This window comes from Streptosporangium sp. NPDC000095 (assembly GCF_042899335.1).
GTDB lineage: Bacteria > Actinomycetota > Actinomycetes > Streptosporangiales > Streptosporangiaceae > Streptosporangium.
Map to the genome: position 1 here is coordinate 114,373 of NZ_JBIAZS010000011.1, position 13,108 is coordinate 127,480.

The 13,108-nt window shown below is 70.6% G+C and carries 9 protein-coding genes; all 9 read right to left on the reverse strand.

Translation table 11 applies throughout. From position 1 onward, the window contains the following. Window positions 1-156: 156 nt before the first annotated feature. Complete coding sequence (locus ACFY3V_RS24150; RefSeq protein ID WP_389776372.1) at window positions 157-1,188, reverse strand: alpha/beta fold hydrolase; 1,032 nt, start codon at window positions 1,186-1,188, stop codon at window positions 157-159. A gap of 20 nt (window positions 1,189-1,208) precedes the next feature. Beyond that, window positions 1,209-2,531: an MFS transporter gene (locus tag ACFY3V_RS24155; RefSeq protein WP_389776375.1), complete on the reverse strand. Its 1,323-nt coding sequence runs from the start codon at window positions 2,529-2,531 to the stop codon at window positions 1,209-1,211. A gap of 196 nt (window positions 2,532-2,727) precedes the next feature. Next, complete coding sequence (locus ACFY3V_RS24160) at window positions 2,728-4,569, reverse strand: helix-turn-helix domain-containing protein (protein WP_362898920.1); 1,842 nt, start codon at window positions 4,567-4,569, stop codon at window positions 2,728-2,730. 391 nt (window positions 4,570-4,960) lie between these two features. Beyond that, window positions 4,961-5,707, reverse strand: coding sequence for a 3-hydroxybutyrate dehydrogenase (locus ACFY3V_RS24165; RefSeq protein WP_362898922.1), 747 nt, complete (start codon window positions 5,705-5,707; stop codon window positions 4,961-4,963). 149 nt (window positions 5,708-5,856) lie between these two features. Further along, window positions 5,857-7,842, reverse strand: coding sequence for a tetratricopeptide repeat protein (locus ACFY3V_RS24170; protein WP_389776378.1), 1,986 nt, complete (start codon window positions 7,840-7,842; stop codon window positions 5,857-5,859). A 120-nt stretch (window positions 7,843-7,962) separates the two neighbouring features. Beyond that, entirely contained in the window at window positions 7,963-8,349 is a 387-nt protein-coding gene (locus tag ACFY3V_RS24175) for a tautomerase family protein (protein WP_362898924.1), read from the reverse strand. A gap of 183 nt (window positions 8,350-8,532) precedes the next feature. Then, window positions 8,533-9,924: a class II fumarate hydratase gene (locus ACFY3V_RS24180; RefSeq protein ID WP_389776381.1), complete on the reverse strand. Its 1,392-nt coding sequence runs from the start codon at window positions 9,922-9,924 to the stop codon at window positions 8,533-8,535. An 80-nt stretch (window positions 9,925-10,004) separates the two neighbouring features. Beyond that, window positions 10,005-11,681, reverse strand: coding sequence for a protein kinase (locus tag ACFY3V_RS24185; protein ID WP_389776384.1), 1,677 nt, complete (start codon window positions 11,679-11,681; stop codon window positions 10,005-10,007). Between the two features lie 35 nt (window positions 11,682-11,716). Then, the gene (locus tag ACFY3V_RS24190) at window positions 11,717-12,982 is read right to left on the reverse strand and encodes a serine/threonine-protein kinase (protein ID WP_389776387.1); all 1,266 of its coding nucleotides are present in this window, start codon (window positions 12,980-12,982) and stop codon (window positions 11,717-11,719) included. Window positions 12,983-13,108: the final 126 nt, after the last annotated feature.

Below are 13,108 nucleotides of genomic sequence, written 5' to 3' on the forward strand. Positions count from 1 at the left end.
GGCGACTGGACTGAGGAGAGGGAGGTCGTGAGGAACGAGCGGCCTTCATCGACGAGGGAAGGAGCCGGACAAGAGCGGCCTCACCGCGACGCGTTAGCGTCGCCAACAACACAGCGGCCGAACCGCGACGCGCAGCGTCGCCATTGATACTGCTACTCATGGTCGGCTCCGCTTCAGGTGGTCGGAGAGGGCGGCGCGGAACTCGGCGGGCCGCTCGATGTGGGGGCTGTGGCCGCAGTCCAGGACGACCTCGGTGTACGGGCCGTACCGCTCCAGGACGGCGCGGGTCTGGGTGACCATCGGCTGCGCGGGGGTGCCGGGCGAGCCGGGGACGGCCCCCAGGGCGCCCAGGTGGGCCAGGTCGAAGAGCGAGGTGTCGGAGATGATCACGTCTGCCTCGCCCCGCACCCACAGGATCGGCGGCTTCGGGTCGATCGTGTGCAGGTCGTCGAGCCGGAAGTGCGTCGGGGCGAACGAGTTGAGCACGCCCCGCGTACCGGGACGGACCCCCGGCCACTCCTCCGACGTCACCGCGTCGCCGGGGTAGTTGTCCTCGCCGACCCTCGTGGACAGCAACGACGCGACCAGGGCGTCCTCGTCATCGATCACCGTGCCGGGCTTCACGTACGTGGTGCGCATCACGTTCCTCGGCGAGACCGGGGAGTCGTCGGAGGTGTCCCCGGCCGCGAGCAGTTTCACGAAGTCGGGGTTGGCCGCGCCCGCCCCGGAGCCGGTGCCGTCGGGGTGGTTCAGCACGCCGTCGGGGCCGTGCGTGCCGCCGAAGCCGTACGGGGAGACCGGGTTGACGAGCGTCACGCTCCGTACGGCGGCCGGCCGGTCGCGCAGCGCCTGCAGCACGACGCCGCCGCCCATGCTCCAGCCGACCAGGTGCACGCCGTCCAGCCCGAGGGCGTCGAGGAGGGCGAGCACGTCGTCGGAGTAGTCCCGCAGGCCGCGGGTGGCGTCGACAGGGGCGGGCTCGGTGTCGCCGAAGCCTCGCAGGTCCACGGCGAGCGGCCGATGGCCCGCCTCGGCCAGGGCGAGCAGCGTGGCCCGCCAGAAGGCGGCGCTCGACACGTTCCCGTGCACGAACAGCACCGTCTCGCCGCTCTCCGAGGCGTTCCCCACGACCGACAGGACATTCTGGGTGATCCGGCCGGTGGGCACCGGCCGGTTCTCGATGTGCATCAGACGTCTCTCCGTACGGTTCAGCGGGTGGTGGTCTTGGCCTCGTCGGGAGTGCCGATGGTGACGAGGTCGCGCCCCCTGGTCTCGCGCGAGACATACACGGTGATCAGGGTGAGCACGGCGGCTCCGGCCACGTACAGCATGATCGGGAACGCCGACCGGTAGGTGTCCAGCAGGGCGACCGCGATCAGCGGGGCGAGGGCGCCCGCGACGATCGAGGCGAGCTGCGAGCCGATCGAGACGCCCGAGTAGCGCATCCTCGTCGCGAACAGTTCGGAGAAGAACGCGGCCTGCGGGCCGTACATCGCGCCGTGCAGGATCAGTCCGACGGTCACCGCCAGGGTGACCGCGGCGAAGCTCTTGGTGTCGATCAGCGGGAAGAAGGCGAAGGCCCACAGACCCACCCCGGCGGCGCCGATCAGGTAGACGGGCCTGCGGCCGAGCCGGTCGGAGAGCGCCCCCCACATCGGGATCGAGACGAAGTGGACGGCCGACCCGATCAGTACCGCGTTGAGCACGAGGGGCTTCGGCAGTCCCGCCTGTGCCGTCGCGTAGACCAGCACGAACGCGGTGATCACGTAGTAGGAGACGTTCTCCGCGAAGCGGGCGCCGATCGCGATGAGGACGTCCCGCCAGTGGTATCTGAAGACGTCCACGATCGGCAGGGACGGCGCGGGCTCGGCGTTGGCGACCGCCTGCTGGAAGACCGGCGACTCGCTGATGGAGAGCCGGATCCACATGCCGACCAGCACCAGGACACCGGACAGCAGGAACGGGATCCGCCAACCCCAGCTCACGAACGCCTCGTCCGTCTGGACCGCCGCCAGCACCGCCAGCACGGCGGTGGCGAGCAGGTTGCCGCCGGGGGCGCCGGCCTGCGGCCAGGAGGCCCAGAAGCCGCGGCGCGCGGCGTCGCCGTGCTCGGAGACGATCAACACCGCGCCACCCCACTCGCCACCGAGGGCGAAGCCCTGGACGAGCCGGAGCAAGGTCAGCAGCAGCGGTGCCGCCATGCCGATCGCCGCGTGGGTCGGCAGGCAGCCGATCAGGAAGGTCGCCCCGCCCATCAGCAGCAGACTGATCACCAGTAGCTTCTTGCGACCGAGCCGGTCGCCGAAATGCCCGAAGACCAGCGCGCCCAGCGGGCGGGCCACGAAGCCCACCGCGTAGGTCAGGAACGCCAGCAGGGTGCCCGTCAGCGGCTCCGACTCGGGGAAGAACAACTGCGGGAACACCAGTGCGGCGGCCGAGCCGTACAGGAAGAAGTCATACCACTCGATCGTGGTGCCGACGAGACTGGCACCGACGATCTTTCCGATGGGGGTACGGGTTTTCTCTGCCATCTCACTCACCAGGGGAAGTCGCTGTTGGGGGGATTTCGGCTACCGTACGTAGTGACCGGCGTCACTCCTATGGGTACGACCGCCATAGCCGACAGGTGCTCTATGTGGACGTGTGCGGCGGCCCTCCGCGAGTCGGCCAGCCCCCCGGCGAGTCGGCGCGGCCCGGTGTGGCCTGGCACGGTCCGGTGCGGCCCGGTCAGCCGCTGAGACGGTGCAGGCGCAGGGCGAGCTGGACCTCCAGCGCCCTGTCGGGGCTCTGCCAGTCGTCGCCGAGGAGCTGGCCGATCCGGTCCAGGCGCTGAGTGACCGTGTTGACGTGGATGTGCAGGGCCTCGCTCGTCCGCGACAGCGAGCCGCCCATGCCGAAGTACGCGGTGAGGGTCTGCACCAGAGCGGTGCCCCTGCGGGCGTCGTAGTCGATCACCGGGCCGAGTACCGAGGCGAGGAACGCTCCGATGTCGCGGCCCTCACCGACCAGCAGCCCGACGAAACCCAGCTCCCTCGCGCCGGCACCCTCCCCGGCCCTCCCCAGGGCCACCAGGGCGTCGGCGCAACGCTGCGCCTCCCGGTGCGCCGCGGCCACCTCGGCGGTGCCGCGCACGGGCCCTCCGGCGCCCGCCGTGGCCGGATGGCCCAGTGAGGCGCTCAGCTCGGTCGCGACCCGTTTGGCCAGCGGCCCCGGCCGGTCCCCGGGAAGCATCAGGACCACCTCGTCGCCGCGCTGCGCGGCGAGACCGTGGTGCATCGCCGCCTGGGAGGACGCCCAGAACGCGGCACGCTCCCGCCCACCGCCGTGGCGCACCACGACCACCACGTGGTCATGGTCCAGATTCACCCCGACCCGCCGGGCGCGGTCGGCCAGGCCGTCGAGCGCGGGCCGCGAGATCAGGTCGTCGAGCAGCTCACCCCTGACCCGGCCCTCCGCCTCGGCCACCGTACGCCTGAACAGCAGCAGCAACGCGGTCACCAGCGCGGCCCGCTCCAGGATGCGCTGGTCGGCGTCCGACACCTGGCCGCCGCTGCGCAACACCAGTGTGCACAGCGGCTCCGCGCCCACGTCCACCGACGCGACCAGCAGATCTCCCTGCCGTACACCGCGCCCCAGCGCCCTCGACGAGCGCGCGGCGTCCGCGATCGCGTCCTTGCCCAGCGCGCCGTCCTCCAGGACGCGCGCGTCCCCGGCGATCGGGCGCCCGGCGTCGTCGAGCACCGCGAGCGAGCCGCCGAGCACCTCCGTCACCACCGCCGCCACGTCCTCGACCCCGCCGCCGCGCAGCACCAGGCCGGTCATCCGGTCGTGCGCGAGCGCGGCGCGCTCCACGGCCTGGCTGTGCGCGCTCACCTGCCGGTTGGCCTCGCTGAGCTCCTCCAGGGCGTGCCTGGTCTCCTGCAGCAGCCGGGCGTTGTCGATCGCCACCGCCGCGTGCGCGGCCAGCGAGCCCAGCAGCACGACCTCGTCCTGGGTGAAGGGCCGTACGCTCCGGTTGGCCGCGAACAGCACCCCGATCACCCGCGCGCCCAGCTTGAGCGGCACGCCGAGGATGGCGACCAGCCCTTCCTCAAGCACCGCGTCGTCGATGTCGGTCTTGTGCCGGAAACGCTCGTCGGCGAAGTAGTCGGCGGTCGAGTACGGGGTGGCGGTCTGGGCCACCAGCCCGCCGAGCCCCGCGCCCATGGCGAGCCGCAGCGCCCGGAACTTCGCCGACACCGAGCCGTCGGTCACCCGCATCCAGGTGTCGCCCCGCTCGGGGTCGTGCAGCGTCATGTAGGCGGCGTCCGTGCCGAGCAACTGCCTGGCCCGGTGCACGATGGCCTCCAGGACGGCGTCCAGGTCCCGCAGCCCGGCGAGGTCGCCCGCCGTGTCGAACAGCGCCGACAGCTCCGCCTCACGCTTCGCCCTGCGCCTCAGCAGCGCCCGCACCCTCAGCGCGGCGAGCTTGGCCTCCTCCAGCTCCGCCAGCGCCTCCGCGCCGATCCCGTCGGACCTCGCCGCGAGAACGGGTCCCTCGAACTCGACGGCCGAAGCCTCCCTGGCCAACAGCTCGAGAAAGATCTGTGTTGTTGGCGACGCTGGCGCGTCGCGGTTCGGCCGCTGTTTTGTTGGCGACGCTGGCGCGTCGCGGTGAGGCCGCTCTTGTCCGGCTCCTTCCCTCGTCGAGGAAGATCGCTCGTTCCTCACGACCTTCCTCTCCTCAGTCCAGTCGCCGGCGCGGCCTCACGGGTAGTCCCACCACCAAGGACGCTGGGGCATCGCGGTGAGGCTCTTCCTGTCCCGCTCCTTTTCTCGTCGCTCATCCGCTTCCCTCGTGTTTGTTTGCGACGCTGGTGCGTCGCGGTGAGATCGCTCGTTCTTCGCGACCTCTTCTCCTCAGGCCGGTGGTCGGCGAGGACTCATGGGTTCATTGCGATGTTAGGTGGCTTTGCGGGGGTCAGCGGGCGGTCCAGCCGCCGTCTATGGGGAGGGAGGTGCCGGTGACGAAGGAGCCGTTCGGGCCGCAGAGGTAGGCGACGAGTTCGGCGACCTCCTCGGGCTCGATCAGCCGTTTGACGGCGGCGGGGGCGAGCATGATCTGCTCGATCACCTCGTCCCTGCCGATGCCGTGGGTTCCGGCCTGGGCGCCGATCTGGTTCTCCACCAGGGGGGTGCGGACGTAGGCGGGATTCACACAGTTGGAGGTGACGCCGTGGGAGGCGCCCTCCAGGGCGATCGTCTTGGACAGCCCTTCGAGGGCGTGCTTGGCGGTGACGTACGCCACCTTGTAGGGCGAGGCGCGGAGGCCGTGGACCGAGGAGATGTTGACGATCCGGCCCCAGCCGCGTTCGTACATCCCCGGCAGGACCTCCCTGACCAGCAGGAAGGGTGCCTCCACCATCACTTTGAGGATCTTGGAGAACACCTCTGGGGGGAACTCCTCGATCGGGGCGACGTGCTGGAACCCGGCGTTGTTCACCACGATGTCCGCACCGGGCGGGATCGCCCGTACGAAATCCGGTTCCGACAGGTCCGCGACGACGGGTGTGCCCGAGATCTCCGCGGCGACCTTCGCCGCCGCCTCGGGGTCGATGTCGACCACCAGCACGTGTGCTCCGGCCGCGGCCAGCCGGTGCGCGCAGGCGCGCCCGATCCCACTGCCCGCTCCGGTCACCACGGCTCGCCGACCCGCTAGGTCAATCATGTTGCCGAATCTAGGCAATGACCCGAATCCTGGCCCATGTCGCCCACCCCCACACTCCACCGTACGTTTATGTGGCGGATATCCGCCTGCCCGGTCCCGTCCCGTCGCCCGGCTCGGGACACCTCGGTGGCGGAGGGCGGGAAGCGGGGTCACCGCCCCGGAAGCCACCGCGTGAGAAGCGATCGCCTTGCGTACCTTTTCCAGTGAGCGAGATGAGTGTGGACATTCACGGTGACCGGGTGTTCCGGTCCCAGAATCCGTTCGATCACCGGCACGAGCGCCTCGAACTGGTCTCTGGCGTCGGCCGCGTTCCCTGTCTCCCCGGTCAGGGAGGCGAGGTGGAAACGGACATTCAAGGTGGCCGGGTGTTCCGGCCCCAAGACTCGTTCGATCACCGGTACCAGCACCGCCAGCTGATCCATCCCGCCGGTCGCGTCCCCCGCATCGCTCATCCACAGGGCGAGGAGGACACGGGTGTTCAACGTGGCCGGGTCTTCCGGGCCCAGCACTCGCCTGAGTTTCGATACCAGCATCGTGAACTGGTAGCGGGCGCCGGCCGCGTCTCCTGCTTTACCTGTCCATTGGGCGAGGCTGGCCTGGATGCCGATCGTGGTGGGGTGGTGGGGGCCGAGTGTTTGTTCGGCCAGCGGTGCCAGTGCGGCGTATCCGTTTTGGGCGGTGGTCGCGTCTCCTGCTTCGCCTGTCCAGTGAGCGAGGCCGGCTCGGATGTTGATCGTGGTGGGGTGGTGGGGGCCGAGTGTTTGTTCGCTCAGGGGGAGTAGAGGTGTGAGGCTGTCTCGGGCGCCGGCCGCGTCTCCTGCTTCGCCTGTCCAGCGGGCGAGGTAGGCCCGGATGCCGATCGTGGTGGGGTGGTGGGGGCCGAGTGTTTGTTCGGCCAGCGGTGCCAGTGCGGCGTATCCGTTTTGGGCAGTGGTCGCGTCTCCCGCTTCGCCTGTCCAGTAGGCGAGGCCGGCCCGGGCGTTGATCGTGATGAGGTGTTCGGAGCCCAGGAGGTCCTCGATCGTCGCTGTCAGCGCCGTGACGCGCTTCAGGGCGTCGCTCGTGTCCCCCGCCTCTCCCGTCCAGTGAGCGAGGCTCAGCTGCAAACTCAGTGTGTCCGGGTGTTCGGGGCCGAGTAATCGTTCGGCCAGTGGTATCAGCGCCGTGAACCGGTCTCGGGCCTCGGCCTCGTCTCCCATCACTCCCGTGCAGTGGGCGAGGTTGGCGTGGGCGTCGAGTGTGTCCGGGTGTTCGGGGCCGAGTATTCGTTCGGTCAGTGGTGCCAGTGTCGTGAACCGATCCCGGGCCTCGATCACCTCCCCTATCTCCCCGATCAATGAGGCGAGATGGACGCGGGCGGTCACCGTGTCCGGGTGTTCGGGGCCCAGCGTGTCGTGCATGACGGCGTGGCGCCGCTGTTGCAGGGAGTGGGCGGTGCGGTAGTCACCGTTGGCGTGCAGGTAGTCGACGACGGAGCACATGGCGGGGGACTCGGGTGGCAGGACGGCGTGGATGTGGGGCAGCAGCCGGGCGTAGGCGGGCCAGGAGGAGGGATGCCCGGGCTCCGAGGGCAACGCTGCCTCGAGCAGGGCGGCCGCGGTGGCCCTGTCGGCGGCATGTTCGTCCTCGGTCAGCCCATCCACGATGACGGCCTGGACCTGAGGGGGCACGCTCACTCCCGGTCCGTCCTGCGACAGGTCGATCACGCCGTAGGAGGACAGCACTTCCAACGCGCCTGTGAGGGCGGTCTCCTCGGCGTCATCCAGGCCGTTAAGTACAGTGCGCGGCAGGTCGCCGGATGCGTAGCAGGCCAGTACGCGCAGTACACGGATCGCCAGGGGATCGGTGGATGCGATCCGCGCGCTCGTCAGCGCCCATACGCGGGCCACCGCCCGGTCGGTGTCGGAGCGTTGACGCGTTCCGGGCTCGGGGACGGCGCGCAGCAGGTGGAGATAGCGGGACAGATCCACCCCGGGGGTGTGGGCGACGTAGGCGCCGGCCTGCCGGAGTGCTGGTTGCGACCACTTCAGCTCCTCGGCCAGTTCCTCGGCTTGAGTGCGTTCGGTGTCGGCCACGGCACCACTCGTGGTCAGCAGCAGCTTCACCGCGTCCGTGGGGGGCAAAGGAGTCAGCACTCTCCAACCCTGTCGCCCGAGGGCGATACCGCACCAGGATGTCGTAAATCCGTTATCTCCCCGCTTCGGTCACTGAGTGGCTCCGGGCCGTACGGGGAACGGCTTCCGGTCGCGTTGCTCTCAGACGGTGACCGGGTAGGTGAGCGTGAGTTCGTCGCCGGGGAGGCCGCGGATGCCCCAGTTGACCTTGGGGGACTCCATGATCACGATCTCCAGGTCCTCGGCGGGGAGGTCGAGGGCATCGCCGACTGCGGTGAACAGGGCGCGGATCAGCGAGCGTTTGGCCTCGTCCGTCCGGCCGCTGAAACAGACGATCTCCACGATGAGATACCGCTCGCTCCGCTGCGGGCAGATCATGTCCTCGGCGTCCAGCAGCAGGAACCGGTGGAACCGCTTGTCCTCGGGGAGCCGCCAGACGTCCACCAGACAGCCGTGGACGGCGTCGGAGATCTCCTGCCGCCGGTCGGACCAGGCGTCCCTGCGGCCGTAGAACTTGATCTGGGTCATGTTTCCGAGTCTCCCAGGAAGCCGATCTACGACGCTGACCGGGGAGCCGGTTCACGATCGTGCCGGTTCGCGGACGTTCCCGGTCGCGGTCGCGCCGGTTCACGGTCGGGGGAGCCGGTTCGTGTGCCGGAGCGGTCACCGGTCCGTGAGGGTGCGCGGGCGGTGACCGGCGGCCGGGGCGGTCTACGAGGGGGGGCGGGTCATGGACAGGACGTCGAGCAGTTCGTCGAGCCGTTCCTCGGTGAGGGTGCCGTTGGCGACGTGGCCGCGCTCGATGACGACCTCACGGATGGTCTTGTGCTCGGCCAGGGCCTGCTTCGCTATCTTCGCGGCCTCCTCGTACCCGACGTACGGGTTGAGCGGGGTGACGATCGACGGCGACGACTCCGCGTACTCGCGCATGCGGTCGACGTTGGCGGTGATGCCGTGTACGCACCGGTCGGCCAGCAACCGGGAGGCGTTGGCGAGCAGCCGCACGGACTCCAGGATGTTGCGCGCGATGACCGGGAGCATCACGTTGAGCTCGAACGTGCCGGAGGCGCCGGCGAAGGCGATGGCCGCGTCGTTCCCGATGACCTGGGCGGCGACCATGGTCACCGCCTCGGGGACGACCGGGTTGACCTTGCCCGGCATGATCGACGATCCGGGCTGCAGGTCGGGCAGGTTGATCTCGCCCAGTCCCGCCCGGGGGCCGGAGCCCATCCAGCGCAGATCGTTGGCGATCTTGTTGAGCGAGATCGCGACCGTGCGGAGCTGGCCGGAGAGTTCGACGACGGCGTCCCTCGCGCCCTGGGCCTCGAAGTGGTCGGGAGCCTCGGAGAACGGCAGCCCGGTGGTCTGGCGCAGCTTCTCGATGACCTTGGCCGCGAAGCCGGGCGGGGTGTTGACGCCGGTGCCGACCGCCGTACCGCCCAGGGGCAGCTGGGTGAGGTGCGGGAGCGCGCTCCGCACCCGCCCGATGGCGTTGTCGATCTGTGTGGCGTACCCGCCGAACTCCTGTCCCAGCGTGACCGGGGTGGCGTCCATCAGGTGGGTGCGCCCGGCCTTGACCACGCCGTCGAACTCCAGCGACTTGTCCCGCAGCGCGGTGGCGAGGTGTCGTAGCGAGGGGATCAGGTGGTACGAGACCTCGGTGGCGGTGGCGACGTGGATGGAGGTGGGGAACACGTCGTTGGACGACTGTGAGGCGTTCACGTGGTCGTTCGGGTGGACGGGACGGCCGAGCCGCTCCTCGGCGAGGGTCGCGATCACCTCGTTGGCGTTCATGTTGGAGGAGGTGCCGGAGCCGGTCTGGAAGACGTCGACGGGGAACTCGCCGTCCCACTCGTTCTCCGCGACGTCGGTGGCGGCCTCGGCGATCGCCTCCGCCAGCTCCTTGTCGATCACCCCCAGCTCCGCGTTGACCTCGGCGGCGAGCGCCTTGATCAGGCCGAGGGCCGAGATGTGCGGGATTTCCAGCCCGCGCCCCGAGACGGGGAAGTTCTCCACCGCCCGCTGGGTCTGCGCCCGCCATTTCGCCCCCGCGGGAACCCGTACCTCGCCCATCGAGTCATGCTCGATCCGATACTCGCTCATGACCCCAGTCTGCGTCCTGAGGAGGAAATCAAACGGCGGGTACGGGGTCGCCCTCGCGGGGCGTTCTCGGAAGGGGGTTCTCAGAAGATGGCGGCCACCGCGAGGATCATGATCACCACGAGGGCGATCGCCGCCACGCCCATGAGGACGAGGACGCCGATCCGGGTCTTCTCCGACGGGGGCTTCCTCGGCCCGGGGCGGCCGGGGTCGGGCTGGGCGTTCTGCCCCGCGATCGCGAACAGGTCGGTGCCCAGGCCGGGGGAGCGGTAGGCGCCGTCCGACGCCTCGGGGCCCGGTGGACGCCAGGGCTGTGCGGGCACCGGCCCCGGCTGGTCGGGGGGCGGGTTGCCGGGGACGAGTCTCAGCGGAGGGGGCGCCTCCGCCCCCGGGCCTCCCGCGCCGGGCCTCCCGAACTCCGGAGTGACCGGCGGGAAGCCGTGTGGCGGGGTGGCGGAGAGATCGGCTCTGCCGCTCACGGGGAACCCGTGGGGCGGCGTCGCCGACGCCTCGGCCCCCGGCTCCGCGAAGGCCGTCTCGGCGTCCGGTTCCTCGAACGCGCCCGGCCTTCCAAAGGCGCCGGGTCCCCGGGCGACGGGGGTTCCGAGACCGGGAGGGCCCTGCCGTCTCGCGGCCGGACCGCCCGGCTCTCCGAAGGGAGGACGGTCGGGGTAGGGCGAGGTCGTCGGGCGGCCGGAGGCCGCCGGGGACGGGGCGGCGGGCGGTGTGCCGCCGGGGATGCGCAGGCCGTCCTTGGGGCGGATGACCATCACGGTGCGATTGGCGTCGAATTCCTCGGCGTCGTCCTCGGGGTCCTCGTCGGCGCCCGGGGCATCCCCGATGTCCGCCGGGAAAGGGGCCGCGGAGGCCGAGGGGGACGGCGCGGGAGGGGGCGTGGCGGGCGCGGGGACCGGTGGCAGGGAGTCCGCGAGGTGCGAGGGGGTGTCGGCCACCGCCCGCAGCAGCGCCCCCGCCTGGGCGGCCGTCAGCCGCGCCGTGTGGTCCTTCTCCAGCAGCTGTTCGAGCACCGGGCGGAGCGGCCCCGCCTGGGTCGGCGGGTCGACCTGCTCGCTCATCAGCGCGGCCAGGGTCTCCGCCACGGAGGCCCGCTCGTAGGCCGGGCGGCCTTCGACCGCGAAGTACAGCGTGGCGCCGAGGGACCACAGGTCCGACTCGGGCCCGGTGTGCTCGCCGCGGGCCCGCTCGGGTGCGGTGTATCCGGGGGAACCGATCACCATGCCGGTCTTGGTGAGGCTCGTGTCGCCCTCCGCCTTCGCGATGCCGAAGTCGGTGAGGACCACCCGGCCGCTCTCGGTGATGAGCACGTTGCCGGGTTTGACGTCACGGTGCAGGACCCCCTGGGCGTGGGCCGCGCGGAGCGCCCCCAGCAGGTCGGCCCCGATCTCGGCGACGAGGCGGGGTGGCAGGGGCCCCTCCTCCTCGATCACCTGCTCCAGGGAGCGCGCCTGCACGAGCTCCATGATGATCCAGGGGCTGCCGTCCTCGACGATCGCGTCGTGGACGGTGGCCACCGAGGGGTGGCTGATACGGGCGGCCGTACGACCCTCGCGGATCATCCGCTCCCGAAGCTCGGCGCGTTGCGCCTCGCTGAGGCCGGGCTCCTGACGGATCTCCTTGATCGCGACCTCACGGCCGAGGGAACGGTCGTGGGCTTTCCAAACGGTGCCCATCGTGCCTCGGCCGAGCGGCGCGATCAGCTCGTAACGGTCCGCGAGCACACGCGTCTGCTGTTCCGGCATGAGAAGAAGATAGCCATTCCACCTTGAGAAGCGCTTTACCCGCGCTTACGGAGTTCCCTCGGCCAGAGAAGACGTGGGAGGACCAACCTTATAAAGGGCGTCATAAAACGGACAAGTGGCCGATAGGTAGGCGAAATCTCCACCGGCTTCCGATGGACCCCCTCACCGGGGCGCCGGTGCGCCCGGAGTTGGGGTGTCGGCCCGGACGGAGGTCCCGACGGCGGTGGGGGCGTCCCCGGCGACGAGGGGCGCGGTGCCGGAGGCGGCGCGGAGCCGACCCGGTGCATCCCGCGGTGCTGGGAGCGGCGGCTGAACGGCGGGGCCGACGCGCCGTCGGACCCGCTCGCGGACGACCTGACGTTGAATCCGCCCGAGGAGGACCTGCCGCCGGACCCGCCCGTGGACGACCTGCCGCCGGACCCGCCCGCGGGAGGCCTGACGTCGGGTCGTGCGGATGGCCTGGAGAAGGACTCCTCGACCAGCCCGCCGGCCGCCACCCTGGCGAGCATCATCAGGGCACGTCCCGCGTCGAGCCGGGCGTTCGGGTCGATCGTGAGGAGGCCGCGCAGCACCGGCGTCAGCGGTCCGGCCCGCTCCATGGGGATCGGCTCGCCGCTGGTCAGCGCGGCGAGCGCGGCGGCGGCCGTACGACGCCCGTGCAGGCCCCGGCCCTCGACGGCGGTGTAGAGGGTCGCGCCGAGCGACCACAGGTCGCCGGCCGGGCTGGCCTTGGCGCCCAGCACGCGCTCGGGGGCGATGTATCCGGCCGAGCCCAGCACGATGCCCGCCTGGGTGATCGACACGTCTCCTTCGAGCGCGGCCAGGCCGAAGTCGGTGAGCACGGCCCGGTCGTCGGTCACCAGGACGTTGCTCGGCTTCACGTCGCGGTGGAGGATCCCCTTGGCGTGCACGGCGCGCAGCGCCCCCAGGACCTGCCTGCCGATCTCCGCCACCTGGCGGGGCGGCAGCGGGCCGTGGTCCTGGAGGAGTTGCTCCAGCGACCTGGCGCGGAGCAGCTCCATCACGATCCAGGGGCGCTCGTCCTCGGTGACGACGTCGAAGACCGTGATGACGGAGGGGTGGGCGACCATCGCGGTCGCGCGCCCCTCGCGCTCGGTCCTGGCGCACAGCTCGGCGCGGAGCTCCTCGTCGAGGATCACGGGAAGGCGAACCTCTTTGACGGCCACCTCGCGGTTGAGCAACTCGTCGTGTGCACGCCAAACAGTGCCCATGCCGCCGCGCCCAACCGGTTCGGACAACCGGTAGCGCGCTGCGAGAAGGTATCCGGGCGGCGCACGCATGTGGTGCAGCTTACCGATTTGCGTAATGCGACCAGTAGAGACAGGCCCGAATCTTCTTGCCAACTTGAGTCAGATTTTCAGGCTTGTAACTGTTAGGAAACAATGAGTGACATCTGTTGGATTGGC

Excerpts from the sequence above, each read along its gene's own strand:
- ACFY3V_RS24185 (WP_389776384.1), bottom strand. The coding sequence starts at position 11,681 with ATGCCGGAACAGCAGACGCGTGTGCTCGCGGACCGTTACGAGCTGATC.
- ACFY3V_RS24150 (WP_389776372.1), bottom strand. The coding sequence starts at position 1,188 with ATGCACATCGAGAACCGGCCGGTGCCCACCGGCCGGATCACCCAGAAT.
- ACFY3V_RS24180 (WP_389776381.1), bottom strand. The coding sequence starts at position 9,924 with ATGAGCGAGTATCGGATCGAGCATGACTCGATGGGCGAGGTACGGGTT.
- ACFY3V_RS24190 (WP_389776387.1), bottom strand. The coding sequence starts at position 12,982 with ATGCGTGCGCCGCCCGGATACCTTCTCGCAGCGCGCTACCGGTTGTCC.
- ACFY3V_RS24155 (WP_389776375.1), bottom strand. The coding sequence starts at position 2,531 with ATGGCAGAGAAAACCCGTACCCCCATCGGAAAGATCGTCGGTGCCAGT.
- ACFY3V_RS24165 (WP_362898922.1), bottom strand. The coding sequence starts at position 5,707 with ATGATTGACCTAGCGGGTCGGCGAGCCGTGGTGACCGGAGCGGGCAGT.
- ACFY3V_RS24175 (WP_362898924.1), bottom strand. The coding sequence starts at position 8,349 with ATGACCCAGATCAAGTTCTACGGCCGCAGGGACGCCTGGTCCGACCGG.